This window comes from Streptomyces sp. NPDC040410 (genome assembly GCF_055595715.1).
Genome location: NZ_JBVIVK010000046.1, coordinates 1 through 20,777 on the forward strand (window position 1 = coordinate 1; position 20,777 = coordinate 20,777).

The following is a 20,777-nucleotide window of genomic DNA, read 5'->3' on the forward strand; positions in this document are numbered from 1 at the left end:
AACAGGACCCTCAGCAAGTCCTATCGTTGCAGGTCAAGAGCACTTTCTGTGTTTCTGATCAGCCTGCGGACAGGCCACCTCATGAAAGCTCGAGGTTAGACGCCGGGGGTGCACATGGGAGTCACGACTACCGTCGCGGCACTCGCGCCTGCGGTGAACGGACCCGAGGACGCGAACCTCGACTGGCACAGCATCGACTGGGCCACCTGTGAGGAAAACGTACGGCGGTTGAGGCAGAGGATCTTCAAGGCGACGCGGGATGGGGACCTGAAGAAGGTCCGCAACTTGCAGAAGCTCATGCTGCGGAGCCGAAGCAACACGCTGGTCAGCGTGAAGCGGGTGACGCAGCAGAGCAGTGGTCGCAAGACCGCTGGTATCGACGGGGAGCGAGCCCTCACCCCCATGGCGAGAGGCACGCTGGCGACCGAGATCCATCGGTCGTCCCACCCCTGGAAAGCCAGGCCGGTCAAGTGAGTATTCATCCCGAAGAGCAACGGGAAACAGCGGCCCCTCGGGATCCCGGTCATTCGTGATCGGATCCTCCAAGCGCGGGTAAAGAACGCGCTGGAGCCCGAGTGGGAAGCGCGGTTCGAGCCGAGGTCGTACGGCTTCCGGCCCGGCCGCAGCTGTCAGGACGCGAGATCCGCGATCTTCTGGACGTCTTGCGGCAAGCACGCGAAGCGTCTGTGGGTTCTGGATGCGGACCTGTCGGCGGCGTTCGACCGCATCGACCACGACCATCTGATGAGCTCTCTCGGACTGTTCCCCGCCAGGGAACTGGTCCGCGAATGGCTGACGGCGGGCGTGATTGACCGTGGTCGGTTCGCACCAACGGAGGAGGGAACTCCTCAAGGCGGTGTGATCAGCCCGCTGCCGCTAAATGTTGCTCTGCACGGACTGGAAAAGGCTGCTGGGTGCCAGTATCAAGTGGTCCGAGCCGGGCGTGAGCCCAGTTCCGCATCGGGCACCCCAGTTTTGGTGAGGTATGCCGATGACTTCGTGGTGCTCTGCCACAGCGAGTCAGAGGTGCACCAGGTCAGGTCCCGGCTGGAGGACTGGTTGAAGCCCAGAGGTCTCCGCTTCAACGAGGAGAAGACCAAAGTCGTTCACCTTGAGCAAGGTTTCGACTTCCTCGGCTTCACCGTCCGCCGCATGGATAGCAAGCTGATCATCAAGCCGAGCGCGGCAGCCTGCAAGAGGCTCCGGGCGCGACTACGGACCGAGGTCAAGTCCCTGCAGGGGACCAATGCCGAGGCCGTGTTGCGCAGGCTGGTCCCGATCGTTCGCGGTTGGGCGGCCTACTACCGGGCGGTGGCGTCCACGACCACGTTCACGTCGCTGGATCACTACGTGTGGCGGCTGACCTGGAAGTGGGCCAGACGTCGCCACCACAACAAACCGGGGTACTGGGTAATGGAGCGGTACTTCGGGCAGTTCCACCCGTCCCGACGAGACCGATGGGTATTCGGCGACCGCGACAGCGGAGCCTTCCTACCCAAATTCGCCTGGACAGGCATCGTCCGCCATTCACTCGTGAAAGGCAGGGCGTCACCAGACGACCCCAGCCTGGGCGAGTACTGGCAAAACCGCCGCCGAAGGAAAGCGCCACCGCCCATGGACAAGACCAGTCTTGCCCTGGCGGCGCGGCAGAGAGGGCTCTGCCCCCTCTGCAAACAGGCGCTGATCGCTGGGGCTGAGTACGAACCGGACAGTCCACGGGAGTGGATCAACTGGTTCGCGGCCTCGAAGAAGATGCTCCACAAGCATCACTTCACCTACCGGCGAGACGGCGGAACGAACGAGCGGAACAACCTTCGTCTCGTGCACTCCGAATGCCACCGCCAGCACCACGCAGGCGATGGTAAACGGGCCACGCCACTCTGCTGACCTGCGAAGCCCTCGCGGCTTGCTTGAGCCGGATGCGCTGAAAGGCGCCCGTCCGGTTCTGAGGGGGCCGGATCACGGCAACGTGATCCGGCTACCCGACTCCAGCCCGAGCTCGACCCGCGCAAGGTCAAAGACCTCGCCAGCCTCTCCTTCGTCGACGGCAAGGCGAACGCCGCGCTGCTGGGACCGCCCGGGGTGGGCAAGACGCACATCGCCGTCGCTCTCGCGGTCGCGGCCTGCCGGGCCGGCTACTCGATCTACTTCAGCAGCCTCGACGACATGGTGCGCAACCTGAAGGCTGCCGAGTCGGCCGGGCGTCTGATCAACAAGCTCGGCACCTACCTGCGGCCGAGCGTCCTCGTGGTCGACGAAGTTGGCTACCAGCCCCTCGAACGCGCCGAGGCGAACCTGGTCTTCCAGGTCATCTCCAAGCGTTACGAGAAGGGCTCCATCATCCTGACCTCGAACAAGACCTTCAGCAAAGCGCACATGTTCCGGCGAACCCGTGCCAGGTGCTGCCGAAACTTCACGGGTTCAATGGTGTCGAGGAGGCTGCCCAGTCGCCTCGTTGTTCGCGCCACGCGGTCCTGAGGGCTTCGAGTTCGGCTCGGGGGAAGTGCTCACCCCACTTGCCGCGGTATGCGCTCTCGCCGTACTCCCTCACGACGTTGTCGAAGCAACGGATCACTGCTCGGGCTACGACGTCGATGTTCTGCTGGGTGGACCAGATCTCGGTCCCGGTGTTGTCGTGGTCACTGCCGCGGGGCAGCTCGAGTAGGCGGATCCACACGTGGGTGCCTTCACGGTAGAAGATCCATCGGAAGGCGGTGGGCTCGGCCTCGAACGATACTCGGCATTCGGTCTCGCCGACGATCAGACGCGTTACTGCCGTCAAGAGCTCTTCGGGGGCAGCGGTGATATAGGAGGCCGTGACTTCCGCTTCTGTCTGGTGGTCGCTGACGATGCAGTCGGCCCAACCACGTCCGGACAGGACCCAGGCGAGTCGCAGGTGGGCCATCCTCGGTCCCCTCCTCCAGTCACGGGTTCCCTGCGCTGATCACGGAGGGCCCCTCGCACACATCCGAGTCTGGGGGATGGCGAGAGTGCTGACCAGCGGATTCTTTGACGTCGGCCGACGCTCAGCAATCGGGCAGGAGCCCGGGGTCGACATGGTCGGCGAAGTAGATCAGGGTGGCTTGCGGGTCCATGCCGAAGGCCGCGGCGACGAGCTTGGGGTCCATGGTGTTCACCAGGTCGACGAGACGGGTGCTGCGGATCATGCGGGGCGGGAAGCCGCAGTCGTCAAGGACGTGGGAGAGATAGGCAGTTGAGGCCGGGCTCCGCCCGGCCTTTGTTCCTTTGGTGACCATGACGTGCGGGTTGTCCGTCCGCCAAGCCTCACGGTGGGCCAGGCACCGCTGCAACACCGTCCAGGAAGCAGGGTCCAGGGGGACGGGATGGGGCCGCTTCCCGAGCCGGACAGCATGGGCCTGCTGGTCGATGTCGTCGATCTTCAGCATTCGTACCTCGGAGCTGGAGGCGCCATGCAGCAGAGCGAGCATGCCCATCACCGCTTCATGCGGGTGCACGCGCTTGTCGGTTGTCCACCGCCTAAACAGCTCGCGTTGCTGGTCGAGGGCGAGGGTCTGGCCGCGGAAGCCGTTGGACTCCTTCGCTACCAGTTGGCGGGTGGGGTCGACCAGCAGCATCTTCTGGGACCGGGCGAAACGGAAGAACTGCCGCAGCACGGTCAACCGTCGCTTACGTCCCTTGGGCAGGGTGTACAGGAAAGCTTCGACGTCGTGCACGTCGACGAGGGCCCAGGCGTTCTTGTCCCGTTCGTCGACCAGGAAGACGGCCAGGTCACGCAGGGTGGCCAGGGCCGTCTCCAGGGTGTGATTGCTGCGAGGGCGGGTGCCCGCTCGGCGGGCTCGGTCCTGGGCCCGCATCCGCGAGGTGTTGAACGCGGCGACGGCTTGCCGCAGCGGTTCGGGGACGGCCTCGATGCGTCGTTGCCGTCGGCCGGCGGCGAGTCGTTCGGCCTGGTCGGTGGGCAGGGCCAGGTGGTGGAGGGTGAAGAAGTCCTCGAGTGCGCGGGCGAAGGAGCCCATCGAGCGTCCGGGCCTGCGGGATCTTTCCAGCAGGGCCTGGGGCGAGGTGGAGTGCCCGTCTTCGAGGAGTCGGCCGAGGTCGGTGACGAAGCCGCAGGCTCCGGCGGTGCAGTGCCGGGCGGCGACATGAGCGACGAAGTCCCCCAGCCAGGACGGTGGATCGGCGAGCCGGTCGCGGAGGTGTTCCCCGCGGATGAAGGGACGGCCAGGGTGCTTTTGCCAGCAGGCCGAGCAGAGCCCCAAACCTGCATGTCGCCGCAACTGGCCGCACTCGCGGCAGGTTCTCGGAGGCTGCTTCTCCTGCCGGGGCCGTGAACAGTGGCCGCACCAGCCGGTCGCCTCGCGCAGATAGCCGGGCCTGCGGCAGCGCGGACACGTCTGCTGGGCCACGCGTTGGTCGGCCTTGCGCCGGCAGTCGCGGCACAGACGGCTCTGCGATGACCGGACGGGGTGGCCGCATTCCTCGCACACGCGTGAACAGATGATGCACCGGCCGGTGTCCTGCTGCAGGACGCGGTCTCGGCCGCAGCCAGGGCAAACAGCCCTGGCTGCCTGCTCGTTCAGTCGGCGCCGGCACCGGCAGCAGTGCTGGCGGTCGAGATACCCGACGGGGGCACCGCAGGTGACACAGTCCCGTTGCTTCTTGCCCATGGCAGCCTGCCGGTCACAAAGGCGGCATCGACCGGCCCCTGGCGGAGGCGGCCTGCGGCAGGTCAGCGACTGGACGGGGGGGTGCGATGGGCCGTTCGACGGGGGTGGTGTCGACCTCGATCAGGTCGTTGGGAGTGCACTCCAGCGCGGTGCACAACGCGGCCAGCGTGGTCATCTTCACCTGCGAGGGTTCCTTGGTGAACAGCGCGGACACCGAAGCCGAGGACAGTTCCAGGCCGGCCTTCTCGGCCAGCAGCCGCCGCAGTTCCGTCCCGGTCCACACCTCGCGCTGGGCGGCAGCCATCCGCAGCCGCCATTGGATCTTCATGCCGTGGTGTCCTTCCCGGTCAGCTCGGCCAAAGTGCTGGCGACCGCGCGCTGATAGGCGTCCTCGATGAAGGTCGCGGAGGGCCGGACATACCGCATGGTCGAGCTGACGGTCCAGTGACCGAGCAGCTGCTGGATCGCGACGAGATCGACGCCACGTTCGTAGTTGTGCGTCACGCAAGCTCTTCGCAGAGCATGCGGGCTGAACCGCTCGGATGCCGGGCGTCCTTCGAGTTCCATCAGATAGCGGAGCCGGTTGCGGATGGTCCCGCGATGCAGGCTGCCGCCGGACTCGTCGGCGAAGAGCACCGGCGAGTCGGGGAACTTGGGCCGCACGTCCTCCAGGAACCACCGCAGCACCAGGTCCAGGCCGCGAGCATGGGCACCCACCGAGGCCGCGGCCCGGACGTGTGGGCTCCCTTGCCGAAGCGGACGTGGAGCTTGCCGAACGGGCCTCGGGTGAAGTGCAGGTCCGGCTTCTCCAGCAGCGATGCCTCCTCCGAGCGGAGCCCGGCGTGATACAGCGTCCGGAACATCGCATAGTCCCTCGCTACGGGTCCGTACTTCCTCGCGGTCGCGATCCTCTGTTTCATGAAGGAGAAGAACTCGTTCACCCGCTCTGGTGTCGGCGGCGGCAACAGGGTTGGCGAGTCATCGCCGACATGGCGGGAGGCGTTGAATTCGTCGACCGGGCAGACCAGTCGGACGCCGAATGCGGCCTCGATCTCGGCCGCTTTGCGGGCCTGCAGGAACCGGTGGAAGCCCTTGAAGATCTGCACGTACTCGCGGCGGGTTGACGTCGCCCGGCCCTTCACCGCGAGATCACCGACCACCCGGTCAATGTCCTCGGGCGTGACTTCCCACGCAGGCCGTCCCAGCGTGGTGAGTGTCCGCTCCAACAGGCCGATGTCGTTGTCGATGGTCACCGGACTGAACCCGCGGGCCCTCCACGAGGCAACGAACGCGTCAACGCACATGGTCTGGAACTGCCACGGGTCCGTGGTCAGCGGCCCCTGCGGGACGGCCCCGCCCGCGATGACCTGCAGTCTCGCCTCGGCCACCGGCACACCTTCCTCGCACCTGAACGGTCAAGGCAGCACCTTGAAAACCGGGGTGCCACCACGAGAACCAACGAGGACCCCAGGAACGGGATACGGCCAGGTGGCAGCGGCAACCCTTGTGAGGGAACAAGTGCCAGCCCCAGATGGCTGGACCAAGACCTTCACCGACCCCCGCCTCTGCGCGGCCATCGTCGACCGCCTCACCTTCAACGGCACCATCATCGAGACCGGCACCGACTCCTACCGCCTTGCCCAGACCCGCGCACGAGCTCACGAGCACGTCAAGGCCGGCTGACCTTCCAGCCGCCGAGCGTGAACCGAGACGATGTGACCGGCCTCACAGCATTCCCATGGCGTCTGCTGTCGATCCGGCCGCTGCTGGTTCGTTCTCCCAGCAATGCGGTCGCCGGCCGCCAGAAGGCAAAGCGCAAGGAAGGGTCTGATCATGGACTACGTGGTGCTGATCTATCGGGACGAGTCGAAGGACGGCGAGGTCGACTGGGATCAGCTCGGCAAGGACTACGGCGCCTACGCCGCCGCAGCCGTGCAGGCAGGTGTGATGCGAGGCGGCCAGAAGTTGCAGCCATCGGCCACCGCGACCACGGTGGCCATCCGTGAGGGCGAGCGCCTGGTCACCGACGGCCCGTTCGCCGAGGCCCGTGAGCAACTGGGCGGATTCTTCATACTGGAGTGTGCCGATCTGGACGAGGCGCTGGAGTGGGCGGCGCGCTGCCCGGGTGCGAGTCACGGCACGGTGGAGGTGCGTCCGGTGATGCCAACCTGACCGGCGGCGAGGAGCTCGGGCAGATCTTCCGAGCCGAGCACGGCCGGGTGCTAGCCCGGCTGGTGAGCCTCCTTGGCGACCTGGACGTTGCCGAGGAGGCCCTCGCCGATGCCTGCCTGCAGGCGGTACGGCGCTGGCCGGCCGACGGCGTCCCGGACCATCCGGCCGCCTGGCTGACCACGGTGGCTCGCAACGCGGGGATCGACCGGATCCGCCGCGAGCAGAACCTTGCGGGCAAGCTCGCGCTGCTGCGAACGGAGACCACCATGGCCCAGACCCAAGCGCCACCCGAACCGGCAAAGGACGACATCCCCGACGAGCGGCTGCGGCTGTTCTTCACCTGCTGCCACCCCGCCCTGGCCCGGCCTGCTCAGGTCGCGCTCACCTTGCGCTGCCTGGCCGGCCTGACCACGCCCGAGGTCGCCCGGCTGTTCCTGGTCAACGAGCCGACCATCGCCCAGCGCATCGTGCGGGCCAAGCGCAAGATCCGCGACGCCGCCATCCCCTACCGCGTCCCGGGCAGCACCGAGTTTCCTCAGCGGCTGCCGGCCGTGCTGGCAGTGCTCTATCTGCTGTTCACCGAGGGATACGCGGCCACCGCCGGACCCACGCAAGTTCGCCCAGAGCTGTGTGAGGAGGCCATCCGTCTGGCCCGCATCCTGCACCGCCTGCTGCCCGGCGAAGCCGAGGCCACGGCACTGCTGGCGTTGATGCTGCTGACCGACGCCCGCCGCCCCGCCCGCACCACAGCCGACGGCCAGCTGGTCATGCTCGAGGACCAAGACCGCACCCTGTGGGACCAACAGCAGATCGCCGAGGGCCGCCGACTGGTCATCACTGCCCTGCGCACCAGGCCTCCCGGACCCTACGCGCTGCAGGCAGCGATCGCCGCGGTGCACGCCGACGCCCCCACCGCACAGGCCACCGACTGGCCGCAGATCGCCTCCCTCTACGGCCTGCTCGCCCAGACAGCCCCCTCACCAGTGGTCGAACTCAACCGGGCCATCGCCCTCGCCATGGCCGACGGCCCCACCGTCGGCCTGCGCATCCTCGACCAGCTCCAGGAAGACGGACACCTGGCCCGCTCCCACCTGCTGCCCGCCGCCCGCGCCGACCTCCTGCGCCGCCTCGGCCGCACCACCGAAGCGGTCGCCGCCTACGACACCGCACTCGCCCTCGTCTGCAACCAAGCCGAACGCGACTACCTCCTGCGCCGACGCAACCAGCTCACCCCACCCGAACAAGGACCCACCCATGACCCCCGATGAACTCTTCGACGACATCGCCGCCGACCTTGCCCACCACGGCGCTACCGCCGGTGCGATGTTCGGCAAGCGCGCCCTCAAGGCCCACGGCAAGGCCTTCGCCTGCCTCAAGGACGACTACCTCGCCTTCAAACTCGGCGACGGAACCCCCGCCCACGCCGAAGCCCTCGCCCTGACCGGGGCTGAACTCTTCGACCCGTCGGGGAAGCACCGTCCGTTCAAAGACTGGGTCGCCGTCCCCCACGCACACGCCGCTCAGTGGCCCGACCTGGCCGAAGCCGCACTGAACAGCCTCAGCTCATAACCCGCTGCCGAGCGCCACGGCCTGCCTCCCGCCGGAAGCAGCGCCGTCATTTCTCATGGACAAACACAAGCCCAGTAATCACCAACTGCTGCTGAAACTCACCCACAAACGCTGTTGCTGAACGTGAACGAAGCCACCGGGAACCTCCCCGGCACGGCGGCCGGAGCTGGTAAAAGGCGTCCGGACGGGGGCTGTCACTCTCCCCGTCCGGACGCCTGGAGCGTACGGGCCAGGGCAGCGGCACCGGGCATCTGCGGATGCCGCAGGTGCTGCCCCGCCGCCGTAGACGTGCAGCGTGAACGTCTCCCTCCCCGGCCAGCCAGCCGTGTCGTAGGCGTCCAGGAACCTCATCGCCACCCGCGGCCCCGGCCAGAGCCGCGCCTCGCCCGCCGCTGATCGCGGGCGCCTTCGTCCTGGCGATGAAATTCAATGCTCTGCTCACGAACGCGGTGATCTTCCATAACGCCCTGGACATCGCCGAGATCGTGCGTCAGTTGCTGGACGAGGGATGGGAGATCGACCCCGAGGACCTGGCCCACATCTCGCCGTACCTGACCGAGCACATCAACCCGTTCGGTGAGTACTCCACCCACGAACTCGATATCACACCCGAGGCGTACGAACCGCACCTCGATGTCGACTTCACGACGCTGCGCGACAACTTCGCCGAAGCAGCCTGACCAGGACAATTAGCCACGAGCACGGCGCCGACGGCACAAAGCCGTGGTGCTGCGCCGACGGCACAAAGCCGTGGTGCTGCCTCCCTGCAGAACCAGCAAGGGTGCCGTCCGCTGGTCCAGGACTCTGCCTGATCTGGACAGGAGCTCGGGTGGGCTGTGGCAGCCGCCGCAGCCCACCCGAGTCGTACCGCGAGCGTGGGGGCTATTCCGCTGCGCAGCCTGATTGCGCGCCGACCGCCTGCAGGAGTGCTTGACGGCAGGCACGGACGGCGGGGTGCTGGCTCCGGCCGGTACGCACGACAGTGAACAGTCTGCGCGCCCGATGGCCGCGAGGCAGCAGTCGCAATGCGACGTTCGGGGAATTGCCACTCCACACGAGATCCGGTAGCAGCGCGGCGGCATACCCCTGCTCCACGAGGCGGAGGTGGAAGAGAAGGTCGGTGGACTCGAAACGTACGTCGGGCTAGAACCCCGCGTTACGACACAATGTCATGGCCCATTGCCGGGCGGCTGTGCCCTCGGGCTCCATGACCCGTGGATGGCTCGCCATTGCGTGCAGCGCCTTCGTGGGGCTGATCGCATCTGCGATCTGTGCTGCTTTCGGCAGAGCCAAGTGCAGAGGGTCGTCGCACAGGTCTTCCTGCTCCAGTTCGGAGGGCCGAGGGTTCGGGTTGCCCGGGTATTCCTCGGCGATGACCAGGTCGAAGTCTTGGGCTAGTAGCGCGGGTAGGGCGTGCTCGAGGTCCGTCTGGGTGACATGTATGCGCAGGCTGGGGTGGGCGTCGTGCAGCAGGCCCAGCGCGATCGGCACCAGGGTCAGGGCTGAGGTCTGGAAGGAAGCGATGCGCAGAGTGCCGGTGAGGTGGATGAGGGACGTGGCGATGTCCGCCTCGGCCCGCTCCAGCCGTTCGAAGACTGCTTCGGTGTGGGCAACGAGGATTTCCGCCTGTGGGGTGAGCCGCACGCGCCGACCCACGGGTTCAAGAAGCGGGACACCGACTTCGGCCTCAAGCTGCGAGAGCTGTTGAGAGATGGAGGAGGGGCTGTAGGACAGGGCAGCGGCAACCGCGGCGAGTGTGCCGCGGTGTTTGAGCTCGCGTAGCAGGCGCAGCCGGTGAAGGTCGAACATCGGTGGCACACTTCCTTGTTTCGCGCCGGAGCTATTCGGTGGGCTATGCACTCTGCCGCGTTGTGCCTGCGACTCTTCCAACGGCCCGCCGGCTCGCCGCATGTCTGGCAACAGCTGGCCCCGGGGAGGCCCTGGAGCTTCGTCCCCGGTGACGAGGTCGTGCTCTTCGGGCCTGGTGACAGGGGAGAACCCACAGCACAGGAGTGGGCCCGGGCTGCCGGCACCGTCCCCTACGAGATCGTGACCCGCATCGCCCCGGGCCTGCCGCGTACCTATGTAGGAGGCAGATAGATGACGCACCCGCGCACCACGCCTGCGAATCGAGGAACGGAAATGCCCCGGCCGGTCAGACCAGATTGTGCTGACAGTCATCCGCGTGTGCTGGGCGTACCAGGCCAGCGCCTGCCACCTCTGTGAAGTAATAGCGCCCACGCTCGCATCCCTCAGCTTCAGCGATTGATGGACTGCCAGACCTGCCGCAGTAAATGCCGGATTTACTGCGGCAGAGCCTCTACCGTGATCATCGCGACCTGCGGTGGGCCATTCCGGCCGCCGGGCGAGGTGTACGCATTTAGTGCTCCAGCAGCGGTTCGTGTCCTGAGCTGGCGGTTGTCGTTGTCCTGGTATGGAGGGGATGACTGAAGTCGCTGGCTGGGCTGTCGAGTTGGAGTCGGTGTTTGCTCGGGTGGCGGGCAGGATCGCTCGGGCAGATCTGCGGTGGCGGATGCGGGACTACGTCCGCGGTCTGCTGGGGCGAGCGATTCGCAAGAACGGCTGGCAACTCGCGGAATGGGCGGGTCACCACACCCCTGACGGCTTCCAGCGACTGTTGAACAGCAGCGTCTGGGACGCAGACACCGTGCGTGACGATGTGCGTGATTACGTAGCTGAACGGCTCGGACCAGGTGGTGTGTTGATTCTCGACGACACCGGGTTCATGAAGAAGGGCACTACCTCGGCCGGGGTCGGCCGCCAGTACACCGGCACTTCGGGGGCTGGTTTCTGAATAACTGTCAGGGTTGATCTTCCGGATGCTCCTCGTCAGGCAAGCGAACTCGAAGCTGTTCAAGGGTCCGGGCGGGCGCCCCAGGCAGCGGTGTAACGGCGATGCGATGCAGGTCCAGGAGCGGGTGCCCGTCTTGGAACTGGTTGGAGAGGTTGGTGCGGGTAACGCCCAGCAGCTGGGCCAGGAGGGTGCTGGTGATCGCCCTGCGTCGGCGTAAGAGCGCTGCCAGGAGGCGGTGGTAGTGGTCCAGGCTGCTGGTCTGCGGGTGGAGGTAGCTGCGCGGACGGTGGAAGCGTCGCTGGAAGGCCGCTTCGGCCAGGGCGTCCCAGTACGGCTCGGAGACTGCCACCAGGCGTTCGAAGTCGGACCGCGGCATGCCGGTCAGGGCCGGATCGCTGAGCATCGTGGTCAGGTCCGGGTCGATCCGCCGGGCGGTCGCCGGCGTCTGCGGCGTTCGGGGTGGGACTGGCGCCAGCATGTAGTTCCAGTCGCCGTGAAACGCGTCGGGCGTGATCGGCAGGGCCTGGAACTCGACGGGGGTCACTGTGGTGCCCAGGCGGTAGCTGCCGGTGTCCAGCTCGGCGCCGATGGTCAGCCCGGTGCGTGTGGTCGTCGCGCCGATGGTTTCGAGGACGACCTGGTAGCTGGTCAGTGGTCGGCCGCGCCAGTTCGCGGTGATGTGGCAGAACATTCGGTGTTCGATTTTGTTCCATTTCGACGTACCCGGCGGAAAGTGGCAGACCGTGATCTCCAAGCCGCTCTCCAGGGCGAAGGCGGCCAGGTGTTTCTTCCAGGTCCAGCGGCGGGGATCGTTCGAGCCTCCAGCGTCAGCAGTGATCAGCAACCGGGTTGCGTCCGGGTGGTGCACCTGTCCGCGGCGCTGCCACCAGCGGCGTATGGACTCCACCGCGAACTCGGCGGTGTCGTGGTCGGTCCCGACGTTGACCCAGCCGGTGTTGGTGGCGAGGTCGTAGATTCCATACGGGATGGCGACAGGCTGGTCGCTGGTGGTGAAGGTGTGGCAGTCGACTTTGATCGGGTCCCTGCCCGGCCGCCAGGTGCGACCGGGCCGGTCTCGGTTGCCGAGCCATTCCTTGGCCTTGGTGTCGACGCTGATCACCGGCTGTCCGTCGTCGAGGAAGGCGGTGGCCGTGGCGTTCAGGTGGGCGAACTGGGCGTCGAGGTCCGGATGGCTGGCGCCCTCGGTGGTCTTGACGGTGCCCTGCCGGCTATAGCCCAGGCCGTGCAGCAGGCGCCCGACGGTTGCGGCACTGACCGGATGGCCCTGCGACGTCAGAGTCGAGGCGAGGGCCCGCAGCGACAAGGTGGTCCACCGCAACGGGGAGACGGGATCACCTCGGGTGTGCGGCTCGATCAGCGCCTCCAGAGCCTCCAGCAGGCCGGGGTCGGTGACGGTCAACGGCTTGCGGCCAGCTCCCGCAGCCCGGACCCTCCGCGTCGGCACCGGGTCCCCGGCCAGCTCGGTGACGCCACGCGCGACGGTGGCGGAACTGGTCCCGGAGGCGGCAGCAACCAGAGTGATCCCGCCGTGGCCGATGGCCGCGGCCTCGCTAGCCAGGTAGAGCCGACGGCGGCGCTCGTCGAGATGCGGCAGGATCCGATCGAACTTGGCCCGTAAGGCGGAGACGGGCGGACGCACGGTCATGGTCCACTCCCACTAACTCCGCCCGAACAAGCACTAATTGAAATACAAGCCCCTGCCGTGCCGGAGTACTGGCGCTGCACCCCAGCCGAACGGACACCAAAGACGCAGCTAGAGGCGGTAGTCCGTGGTCCGAGCCCGCTGTCGTCTGCCGGCCGTGGGGTGGAGCCAACTCCGATGTCGGAGTGGTACCAGCGCAACGTGTCACAAACACCCGTGTTGCCGGTGTCGACCGTATGACCGTTCGTAAGTGGCTCGGGAAGTAGACGCGTACGCCCGTGGGGCCGCTTCTGTCAGTGCAGGGGCGGCCCCACGGGTGTTCCACTGCCCGAACTCGTCGACCTCCCCTGTCACTTCTCGCGCGTGTGTAGCCATCCGAGGACATGCCAAGTCGCAGTTGCCTTACTTGCCTGCACTGTCGATCAGTGGCCTGGCCTGGGCGAAGGGGCTCCGCCCTCTAGATAACACCTGATCCCGTAACCCTTCCGCCGGTGCCCGCCGACCCGGAGACGGCCTGGAACGGCGAGCGTGTGGACGCGCACCAGTGGCCGGCATCCTCTTCCTTCGCCGCGCTAAGGCTGATGGGCATCGCGCGCGAGGGGGATGGCAACGCCGGCACCGTCGACAGTGGTGCCGCAAGAGATACGCGCTAGAGGCCGACCCCGGCTCGGGGGCGGACGGTCATCCGCAGGTCGCGCGGCCGTACGGTGAGCCGGGCGACCTGGCGGATGACCTGGCCCTCGGCGAGTTCCAGCCGTACCGAACGGAGCATCGTCGCGAGCGCCGTGACCATTTCGGTGAGGGCGAAACGGTCCCCCATGCACTTGTGCTTGCCGTCCCCGAAGGGCACGAACGCGCCCGGCGGAGGCTCCTGAGCGGCGTCGGTCCACCGGTCCGGGTCGAAGGTGAGCGGGTCGGGGAAGCGCCCGGGGTCGCGGTGCATGGCGTGCTGGCAGTAGGCCAGCTCCGTGCCAGCGGGCAGCGTCCACTTGCCGAGCTGGGTCTCCTCGGTGGTGCGGCGGGTGACCAGCCAGCCGGGGTGGTGCAGCCGCAGGGTCTCGGTGATCACCCGGTCCAGGTACGGCAGCCGGATCACGTCGTCGAAGGCGACCGGCCGTTCGCCGAGGACCTCGTCCAACTCGGCCAGGACCCGGGCCGCGATGCCGGGGTTGCGGGCGAGCTCGTACAGGGTCCAGGACAGCAAGGACGCGGTCGTCTCGGTGCCCGCCACGGCCAGGAGGAAGATCTCGGAGCAGATCTGATGCCCGGTCAGCGGCTCGCCGGTCTCCTCGTCGATGGTGCGCAGCAGCATGGAGAGCATGTCCCCGGTGTCGTGCCCGGAGGCCTGTAGTTCGTCGACGGCGGTGTTGATGGTGGCGCGCACCCCGGCCCGGGCCCGGTCGAAGCGGCGGTTGAAGGGCAGCGGCAGGCGCTCGGCCCAGTCGGGCAGCATCATGCGCAAACCGACGCCGCTCATCACCACCGACACGTCGCTGCGCAGCCGGCGGAAGACGGCGTCATCGAGGCTACCGGCGAACACTGTCTTGGCCAGCATGTCGAGGCTGAGCCCGACCATCGCCTCGTGTACGTCGAGGGGCCGCCCGCGCTCCCAGGCGGCGACGGTGGCCGTCACCTCGGCGCGCATGAGGTCGACGTACCGGCTGATCTCGGTGTGGGCGAACGCGGGTTGAAGCTGGCGGCGTTTGCGTACGTGGTCGCGGCCGGTGGCGGTGACGACGCTGTCGCCCAGCAGCTGGCCCAGCTTGTCGTAGAGCCGGCCCTTGTCGAGGCTGGGTCCCAGGGCCTTGAGCATCTGGTGGATCAGGGCCGGGTCCTGGACCACGATCGTGCGCGTCCCGGGTTGCAGGATGATCTCGACCAGTGGTTCCCGTGTCTCGCGCAGCGAGTCGATGAAGCCGAGGTTGTCGCGCATCTTCAGCGCGTGGCCGATGAGCGGAAACGATCCTGCGGCCCGGGGTATGGGGGGAGGCGCGGTGGACGTCACGGGTGATCCCTTCACGGCGGTCATGGGCGCCCTATGACTGCCCTGAACCTTCCCCAGCGCAATCCTGTCTTGAACGTGCCCTGCGCCACGTGGGACAAGCTGGTTGGTCACCTGCGGCGCCGGGCATCAGTGCGGTCACCCCAGCGAACTGCTCCGGCTCCTCATTCCTCACCGGCCAGCCGTAGCCGTCGGCGTCGCGGCCGCGTCCTTCAAGAACGCACGCGGCCGTAGGGCTGTGGATCGGGTGCCGGTACGCCCAACTGGCGCCTCAGAAGCCACAGGAGGCTCCGTGGGCGCTCCGTACGGCGCGGCGGGCGTTCGGGGGCGCGTGGCCCATCATCGGCGGCGAGGGGGCGTCCGGGCCGGTGTTTTGGCCCCTTGTGGCTTGGTGGGGCGGCGTGGCCTGGACAGGTGTCAGGTGGGGGTGGTGCGTTCGCGGAGGGCATGGCGGACGCGGTTGACGTCGGCGACGGGGATCATGCCGCGTTCGGGTAGTCCGGCGTCGCGCCAGGCCTGGCCGGCGAGGCGGGTGTCGCCGCCGGCGTCGGCGGTGACCAGTTCGCGGGCGATGGCGAAGGCGAGGGCGCCTTCGCCGAGGTCGACGAGGCGGGCGACCATGCGGACGGTGCTGAAGTCGCCGCGCTGCTTTTTGCTGGCGGCGGTGGGCTCGTTGTAGCGGTAGACGAGGACCCAGCGGCCTTCGAGCTCGCGGGCGCGTTTGATCATGGCATCGCCGCGTTCGGTGTCCTGCTGTTCGGTGCGGATGGTCTCCGCGGTGCCGCCGCTGTCGGGGCGGAGGGTGAGCACGCCGCGGCGGCTGGTGGGTTCGATCTCGACTTTCTCCAGGTAGGCGGCGAAGGGGCGGGTCTGGTCGAGGGCCTTGACTGCCTGGTCGACCTCGCGGGAAGTGAAGACGAGGTCGACGGCCAGCTGGTGGACGCGGCGCTGCCAGGCGGCTTCCTGGCCTTCGGGGCAGGGGCCGGCCGCGTGTGCGGCGGCGGCCACGAGGTGGGTGTAGTCGCTCACGCCGCCCATGATGGCGCGGCCCTGTGACAGCGTTCACGTCCGGTGCTGGCGCCATCGGGCGAACGGACACCGGCGCCGAGCCCGAGGACGGCGGCCAGGGGGAGTCCTATGGGGCGGCCGAGGGGTTCGGCCCAGGAGAGCAGGAGGGCGTTGACGGCCCCGACGGCCCGCGCGATCCAGGATGCGTGCCGCTGTTCGCGCAGAACGCGCCGGATGGCCATGACGGCGCCGGTGAGCAGGCGCAGGCCCGCCTCAACGAGCAGGGCCGAGCCACGGCGCGTCCGCCGGCCGACGGACAGCCACAGAGCCTTGTGGTGCTCGCCGGTGACGGCGACGAGGAGCGTGACGGCGGCGCCGCGGCGCTGAGCCCCGAGGCGATCCGCATGTCCTGCTCTGCATGGTCTTCCCGGCTCACGATTGCCCCCACGTGCCCTGCGTTCGCTGGCGGGCTGATTGTCCTTTGCCATCGAACTTAGTCGGCGAGGAGCTTCTGGCCAGCGGCGACTAAGTTCGATGGCAAAGGTGATGCGTCGCCGCAGGCACCCCTTGGACCACACCACCAGGAGGAACCAGTGTCATACCCGCAACTGCTCACCCCCGAGGAGAAGCTCGCCGACGCGAAGAAGCTGTTGAGCCTCCCGCGTATCGTCGTGATCTGCGGCTCCACCCGCTTCATGACCGAGATGAACGAGGCCGATCTGCGGGAGACCAAAGCCGGAAAGATCGTCGTCAAACCGGGCTGTGACATGAAGTCGCCGCACGAACTTCGGTCCGATCCTGTCGAGGCCGAGGCGCTGAAGGCTCGACTCGACGATCTGCACCGGGCGAAGATCCGGCTCGCTGATGAGGTGCTCGTAGTCGGCGACTACATCGGAGACAGCACCCGAGCCGAAGTCGCCTACGCCCGGTCGCTGGGCAAGCCCATGCGGTTCACGCACCCCGAAGTCGACCCTGACGCCTGACCGTCCGCTGCCACCTCGACAACCAGGGCCGGCAGCCCGCCGCCTGACCGTCTCGCGGTGGCTTCGGCCGCCGCGGTCCCGCTCCAGCCGTGACTCGAAACCGACATGCCGCCCGGTCGTCGCCGCCCAGTACCAGCCTGGGAAGTGACGCTCACGAAGCGGACGCCGCCGAGACTCGCGTACAGCATCCACGTACGACAACTCGACGTACGGTCCCGCAAGATCCGCCCCGACCGGTACGGCCACCCAGCACCCCCAGCAGGTCACCTCGTACGACTGGGTTCGCTGTCAAACGCCTCGATTGGATGACAGCAGACACTGATCTTGTCAGACCGGCGGCGGCAGCCGCTCCGACTCTTCTTGATTACAGCAAAAAGCGCCCCTCGGGCAGAGACGGGGTCCCAGTAGTACCCGCCGGAAAAACAACGGAGTAGCCCCTGAGCTGCGGCGATCCTGGGGCTATAGGGTGTTTGCGGCCTGCTGGGGCAGGACTCTGTTCAGGTGGCGGTAGATGGTGGGGCGCGTGACGCCGAACTCGTCGGCGATCTGCTGGACGGTGTAGTCACCTGAGTCGTACATCTCCCGGGCTAGCTTGACCTGGCGGGGGCCGAGCTTGGTGTCAATGTCCGAAGTCGCATACACGGATACCTGAAGTCGCGTGCACATGCCCGAGTGTCAAGGCGGGGTCCTCCGCAGCTTGCTAGTGCTGTGACCGCACAGGTTCGCCGGGTTGGTGGTCGTGGCGGTTGGATGTGCGGTGACATCCGATCCGATCACTGGAGGCGCGGTGGCTGAGCCTGTCCGAGTACGCCGACTGACCGACCAGGAAGGACAGAAGCTGCAGCAGATCGTGCGTCGGGGCAGTACCAGCTCGGTGCGCTACCGACGCGCAATGATGCTGCTGGCCTCGGCCGGCGGGAACCGCGTCCCGGTGATCGCCCAGCTGGTCCAGGCCGACGAGGACACCGTGCGCGATGTGATCCACCGGTTCAACGAGATCGGGCTGGCCTGCCTGGACCCTCAGTGGGCGGGAGGCCGTCCCCGCCTGCTCAGCCCTGACGACGAAGACTTCGTCGTGGCGACGGCCACCACCCGCCCGGCCAGGCTCGGCCAGCCATTCACCCGCTGGTCGTTACGGAAACTCGTCGCCTACCTGCGCAAAGTCCACGGCCGGGTGATCCGGATCAGCCGCGATGCCCTGCGGTGCCTGCTCGCCCGCCGCGGCGTGACCTTCCAGCGGACCAAGACCTGGAAGGAGTCCACCGACCCCGAGCGTGACGCCAAGCTCGACCGGATCGAGTACGTTCTGGAGAACTTCCCCGACCGCGTATTCGCTTTTGACGAGTTCGGCCCGCTGGGCATCCGCCCACGGGGGAACGTGCTGGGCTGGGCAAGGTCGCCCCGACCGGGTCCCGGCGACCTACCACCGCACCCACGGCGTGACCTACTTCCACGGCTGCTACTCGATCGGCGACGACACCTTGTGGGGCGTCAACCGGCGTCGCAAGGGAGCGGGCAACAGCCTGGCCGCGCTCAGGTCCGTCCGGGCCGCCCGCCCGGACGGCGCCCCGATCTACGTGATCCTGGACAACCTCTCCGCCCACAAGGGCACCAAGATCCGCCGGTGGGCGCAGAAGAACAAGGTCGAGCTGTGCTTCACCCCGACCAACGCCTCCTGGGCCAACCCGATCGAGGCGCACTTCGGGCCGCTGCGGCAGTTCACCCTGGCCAACTCCCACCATCCGAACCACACAGTCCAGACACGAAAACTGCACGCATACCTGCGCTGGCGCAACGCCAACGCCCGCCACCCCGACATCCTGGCCGCCCAACGCAAAGAGCGCGCCCGCATCCGCAGCGAGAAGGGCATCCGCTGGGGCGGACGCCCACCCGCCAGGGCTGCGTAACTCCAGCCGTTGGCCATCCAACGCCTGGACAGGCACCCCTTCAGCCGATCGGGACCGACCGCACCTCCAGGATCTCGTTCTCCAAATTCATCGCAAGGAATTCTCCGCCCGACAAGGAATCGAACCTGACGGTCGGTTCGTGACCGGCGTGTACCGCTTCAACGAACACGGTCGCGAGGGGAGTATCTGCCTGCTCCCAGCGCCCGTAGGTGAACCACATGTCCACCTTGGGCTCTGTGACCCAACCAACGACATGACCTTCATAGAACAACGGCACACGCACCTTGGGCATGGCAGCTGATCATACCGACCGGCACCATCTCTACGGCCGAGTCGACCCGGCGCCGTGGACCCGCCTCGATCAGGAAAGCCCGACGGTGAGAGGGAAATGTTCGATGCCGGACCTCAAAGTCCGCCTGCACCTCGATCTGCGCGCTCTTGAACCCGGCGAACCTTCCCGGTCACAGCACTAGTAGGGCTTGGTCAGCTTCAGTTGTGAGTGGCGTGTCCGTTGGGTGGTGGGTGTCGTTGTGATGGTGTGACACCTGGGGAGATGGCCTTGGTCCGGGAGGATCTGGAGGCGTTCACGGCGGAGTTGTTCGATGGGTTCTTCCGTGCTGACCAGCGGCGGTGGGGTCAGGTGTATGTACGGGGACTGCTGCTGGACGGCAGACGCAAGTCGGTGGAGCCTATGGCGGCGAGACTGGGCGAGGACGGCAACCGGCAGGCACTGGCCCACTTCGTGACTTCCAGTCCGTGGAATCCGGCGCACGTGCAGGCCCGCCTGGCCTGGACGATGCAGGACGCGATCCGGCCGGAAGCGTTGATCGTCGACGACACCGGGTTCCTCAAGAACGGGGACGCCTCGGCTTGCGTGTCGCGGCAGTACACCGGCACCGCGGGCAAGGTCACCAAGTGCCAGGTGGGAGTGTCGCTGCACCTGGCCACCGACCGTGCCTCGGCCGCGATCGACTGGCGGTTGTTCCTGCCGGCAGGCTGGGACCCGGCCTCGCCCGAGGCGGACCCCGACAAGGTCGCCCGCCGCGGCCGCTGCGGTATCCCCGCCCAGGCGGGACACGTGGAGAAGTGGCAGCTGGCTCTGGACATGATCGACGAAGCACGATCGTGGGGCGTCGCTGTTCCCCTGGTCGTTGCGGACGCCGGATACGGTGACGCCGCCGCCTTCCGCAGCGGCCTGGAGGAACGCGACCTGCCCCACGCGGTCGGCGTCTCCGGCCGCCACAGCGCTCACCCTGCCGATGCCCGGCCCGTCCAGCCCGACTACGCGGGCACCGGCCGGCCACCGCAAGTGCAGTATCCCGACCGGCCACAGACCATGAAAGACCTCGTCATCGCGGCCGGGAAGGCGGCTGCTCGGCCAGTGTCCTGGCGGGAGGGATCCCGTCCGGGCAAGGGCCGAAGCGGCTTCAGGCGCATGTACTCGCGGTTCGTCGCCCTCAGGGTCCGGCCGGCCGGGCGAGGCATCCGCAAGGCCGCCGGCGATCCGGAGCTGCCCGAGCGCTGGCTGCTGGCCGAATGGCCGGCCGGTGAGAGCGAGCCGGTGAGTTCTGGCTCTCCAGCCTGCCTTCCGGGATGCCGCTGGCCACTCTGGTCCGGCTGACCAAACTGCGCTGGCGCATCGAGCACGACTACCGCGAGATGAAACAGGCACTGGGACTGGCCCACTTCGAGGGCCGCACCTGGAACGGCTGGCACCACCACGTCACCCTTGTCTCCGCCGCCCACGCCTTCTGCACCCTCCAACGGCTGGCACACGACCCAAAAGACGGGGTGAGGGACTGAGCCTCTACCGAGTCGTCCACGAACTGCAGACACTCCTCGCGCTCTGGGCCGGCGCCTGCCCCACCTGCCACCGCGACATACCCACACCCAGACGAACCAGACCAAGTCCTACTAGGGAGCGTATTTGGTTGTGATCAAGCGGTGGCTCGTGTGAGGTCCTTGATCCAGATCATTGAGGCGCGAAGGTGGAGACCGGCGAGGTAGCT

The 20,777-nt window shown here is 67.4% G+C and carries 17 protein-coding genes and 8 pseudogenes; 14 read left to right on the forward strand and 11 right to left on the reverse strand.

Annotated elements, in window-relative coordinates; genetic code table 11:
- Positions 1 to 114: 114 nt before the first annotated feature.
- The 3 genes and pseudogenes from ACZ562_RS37860 to ACZ562_RS37870 all read left to right on the forward strand — a co-directional run.
- Positions 115 to 474, forward strand: coding sequence for a reverse transcriptase N-terminal domain-containing protein (locus ACZ562_RS37860; protein ID WP_471189171.1), 360 nt, complete (start codon positions 115 to 117; stop codon positions 472 to 474).
- 6 nt (positions 475 to 480) lie between these two features.
- Positions 481 to 1,887 (forward strand): group II intron reverse transcriptase/maturase, encoded by a 1,407-nt coding sequence (ltrA, locus tag ACZ562_RS37865; RefSeq protein WP_471189203.1) that lies wholly within the window; start codon positions 481 to 483, stop codon positions 1,885 to 1,887.
- Between the two features lie 102 nt (positions 1,888 to 1,989).
- Positions 1,990 to 2,370, forward strand: a pseudogene (locus tag ACZ562_RS37870) (ATP-binding protein); the annotation flags it as partial.
- Between the two features lie 43 nt (positions 2,371 to 2,413).
- On the opposite strand, the gene ACZ562_RS37875 reads toward ACZ562_RS37870, so the two are convergent.
- From ACZ562_RS37875 to ACZ562_RS37895, 5 genes are all read right to left on the reverse strand, one after another.
- Positions 2,414 to 2,905, reverse strand: coding sequence for a hypothetical protein (locus tag ACZ562_RS37875; RefSeq protein ID WP_471189173.1), 492 nt, complete (start codon positions 2,903 to 2,905; stop codon positions 2,414 to 2,416).
- 121 nt (positions 2,906 to 3,026) lie between these two features.
- Positions 3,027 to 4,241, reverse strand: a complete 1,215-nt coding sequence (locus ACZ562_RS37880) for a tyrosine-type recombinase/integrase (RefSeq protein ID WP_471189176.1) — start codon at positions 4,239 to 4,241, stop codon at positions 3,027 to 3,029.
- Positions 4,242 to 4,662: 421 nt separating this feature from the next.
- Positions 4,663 to 4,977, reverse strand: coding sequence for a helix-turn-helix domain-containing protein (locus ACZ562_RS37885; protein ID WP_112437628.1), 315 nt, complete (start codon positions 4,975 to 4,977; stop codon positions 4,663 to 4,665).
- Positions 4,974 to 5,312 carry a tyrosine-type recombinase/integrase gene (locus ACZ562_RS37890; protein ID WP_471189205.1) on the reverse strand — a complete coding sequence of 113 codons (339 nt, stop codon included), beginning with the start codon at positions 5,310 to 5,312 and terminating at the stop codon, positions 4,974 to 4,976. Before ACZ562_RS37890 ends, ACZ562_RS37885 begins: the two co-directional genes overlap by 4 nt.
- Complete coding sequence (locus ACZ562_RS37895; RefSeq protein WP_471189208.1) at positions 5,216 to 6,037, reverse strand: tyrosine-type recombinase/integrase; 822 nt, start codon at positions 6,035 to 6,037, stop codon at positions 5,216 to 5,218. The genes ACZ562_RS37890 and ACZ562_RS37895 overlap by 97 nt, the downstream gene beginning before the upstream one ends.
- Positions 6,038 to 6,182: 145 nt before the next feature.
- On the opposite strand from ACZ562_RS37895, the pseudogene ACZ562_RS37900 reads away from it, so the two are divergent.
- From ACZ562_RS37900 to ACZ562_RS37920, 5 genes and pseudogenes are all read left to right on the forward strand, one after another.
- Positions 6,183 to 6,332: pseudogene (locus tag ACZ562_RS37900) on the forward strand (ATP-binding protein); the annotation flags it as partial.
- Between the two features lie 150 nt (positions 6,333 to 6,482).
- Positions 6,483 to 6,821, forward strand: coding sequence for a YciI family protein (locus ACZ562_RS37905; protein ID WP_471189179.1), 339 nt, complete (start codon positions 6,483 to 6,485; stop codon positions 6,819 to 6,821).
- Positions 6,755 to 8,089 (forward strand): RNA polymerase sigma factor, encoded by a 1,335-nt coding sequence (locus ACZ562_RS37910; RefSeq protein WP_471189182.1) that lies wholly within the window; start codon positions 6,755 to 6,757, stop codon positions 8,087 to 8,089. The genes ACZ562_RS37905 and ACZ562_RS37910 overlap by 67 nt, the downstream gene beginning before the upstream one ends.
- Entirely contained in the window at positions 8,076 to 8,390 is a 315-nt protein-coding gene (locus tag ACZ562_RS37915; protein ID WP_471189184.1) for a hypothetical protein, read from the forward strand. Before ACZ562_RS37910 ends, ACZ562_RS37915 begins: the two co-directional genes overlap by 14 nt.
- Before the next feature lie 419 nt (positions 8,391 to 8,809).
- Positions 8,810 to 9,070, forward strand: coding sequence for a Tn3 family transposase (locus tag ACZ562_RS37920; protein WP_471189186.1), 261 nt, complete (start codon positions 8,810 to 8,812; stop codon positions 9,068 to 9,070).
- 202 nt (positions 9,071 to 9,272) lie between these two features.
- Here the strand turns inward: ACZ562_RS37920 and ACZ562_RS37925 are convergent.
- Positions 9,273 to 10,199 (reverse strand): annotated as a pseudogene (locus tag ACZ562_RS37925) (LysR family transcriptional regulator).
- Between the two features lie 144 nt (positions 10,200 to 10,343).
- Between ACZ562_RS37925 and ACZ562_RS37930 the strand changes: the two are divergent.
- Both ACZ562_RS37930 and ACZ562_RS37935 read left to right on the forward strand, forming a co-directional pair.
- Positions 10,344 to 10,490: pseudogene (locus ACZ562_RS37930) on the forward strand (alanine racemase C-terminal domain-containing protein); the annotation flags it as partial.
- 343 nt (positions 10,491 to 10,833) lie between these two features.
- Positions 10,834 to 11,193, forward strand: a pseudogene (locus tag ACZ562_RS37935) (transposase); the annotation flags it as partial.
- A 119-nt stretch (positions 11,194 to 11,312) separates the two neighbouring features.
- Here ACZ562_RS37935 and ACZ562_RS37940 read toward each other — a convergent pair.
- The 3 genes and pseudogenes from ACZ562_RS37940 to ACZ562_RS37950 all read right to left on the reverse strand — a co-directional run.
- Positions 11,313 to 12,871: pseudogene (locus tag ACZ562_RS37940) on the reverse strand (ISAzo13 family transposase); the annotation flags it as partial.
- Between the two features lie 646 nt (positions 12,872 to 13,517).
- Entirely contained in the window at positions 13,518 to 14,873 is a 1,356-nt protein-coding gene (locus ACZ562_RS37945; protein WP_471189189.1) for a cytochrome P450, read from the reverse strand.
- 414 nt (positions 14,874 to 15,287) lie between these two features.
- Positions 15,288 to 15,899: a hypothetical protein gene (locus ACZ562_RS37950; protein WP_471189191.1), complete on the reverse strand. Its 612-nt coding sequence runs from the start codon at positions 15,897 to 15,899 to the stop codon at positions 15,288 to 15,290.
- Between the two features lie 23 nt (positions 15,900 to 15,922).
- On the opposite strand from ACZ562_RS37950, the gene ACZ562_RS37955 reads away from it, so the two are divergent.
- Together ACZ562_RS37955 and ACZ562_RS37960 are read left to right on the forward strand one after the other, a co-directional pair.
- On the forward strand, positions 15,923 to 16,375 hold the full coding sequence (locus ACZ562_RS37955; RefSeq protein WP_471189193.1) for a hypothetical protein: 453 nt from the start codon (positions 15,923 to 15,925) through the stop codon (positions 16,373 to 16,375).
- 96 nt (positions 16,376 to 16,471) lie between these two features.
- A complete protein-coding gene (locus ACZ562_RS37960) occupies positions 16,472 to 16,861 on the forward strand; it encodes a hypothetical protein (RefSeq protein WP_471189196.1) in 390 nt (129 codons plus the stop codon).
- Between the two features lie 459 nt (positions 16,862 to 17,320).
- Here ACZ562_RS37960 and ACZ562_RS37965 read toward each other — a convergent pair whose 3' ends face one another.
- On the reverse strand, positions 17,321 to 17,527 hold the full coding sequence (locus ACZ562_RS37965) for a helix-turn-helix domain-containing protein (RefSeq protein WP_471189198.1): 207 nt from the start codon (positions 17,525 to 17,527) through the stop codon (positions 17,321 to 17,323).
- A gap of 121 nt (positions 17,528 to 17,648) precedes the next feature.
- Between ACZ562_RS37965 and ACZ562_RS37970 the strand changes: the two are divergent.
- Positions 17,649 to 18,768 (forward strand): annotated as a pseudogene (locus tag ACZ562_RS37970) (IS630 family transposase).
- A 40-nt stretch (positions 18,769 to 18,808) separates the two neighbouring features.
- Here ACZ562_RS37970 and ACZ562_RS37975 read toward each other — a convergent pair.
- Positions 18,809 to 19,060, reverse strand: a complete 252-nt coding sequence (locus tag ACZ562_RS37975) for a hypothetical protein (RefSeq protein ID WP_471189201.1) — start codon at positions 19,058 to 19,060, stop codon at positions 18,809 to 18,811.
- A gap of 261 nt (positions 19,061 to 19,321) precedes the next feature.
- Here ACZ562_RS37975 and ACZ562_RS37980 point away from each other — a divergent pair.
- A pseudogene (locus ACZ562_RS37980) lies at positions 19,322 to 20,571 on the forward strand (IS701 family transposase).
- Positions 20,572 to 20,777 lie beyond the last annotated feature (206 nt).

Coding starts and splice junctions, on each gene's coding strand:
- ACZ562_RS37860 (WP_471189171.1), top strand. CDS start 115: ATGGGAGTCACGACTACCGTCGCGGCACTCGCGCCTGCGGTGAACGGA.
- ACZ562_RS37915 (WP_471189184.1), top strand. CDS start 8,076: ATGACCCCCGATGAACTCTTCGACGACATCGCCGCCGACCTTGCCCAC.
- ACZ562_RS37905 (WP_471189179.1), top strand. CDS start 6,483: ATGGACTACGTGGTGCTGATCTATCGGGACGAGTCGAAGGACGGCGAG.
- ACZ562_RS37875 (WP_471189173.1), bottom strand. CDS start 2,905: ATGGCCCACCTGCGACTCGCCTGGGTCCTGTCCGGACGTGGTTGGGCC.
- ACZ562_RS37975 (WP_471189201.1), bottom strand. CDS start 19,060: ATGCCCAAGGTGCGTGTGCCGTTGTTCTATGAAGGTCATGTCGTTGGT.
- ACZ562_RS37920 (WP_471189186.1), top strand. CDS start 8,810: ATGAAATTCAATGCTCTGCTCACGAACGCGGTGATCTTCCATAACGCC.
- ACZ562_RS37885 (WP_112437628.1), bottom strand. CDS start 4,977: ATGAAGATCCAATGGCGGCTGCGGATGGCTGCCGCCCAGCGCGAGGTG.
- ACZ562_RS37965 (WP_471189198.1), bottom strand. CDS start 17,527: ATGTGCACGCGACTTCAGGTATCCGTGTATGCGACTTCGGACATTGAC.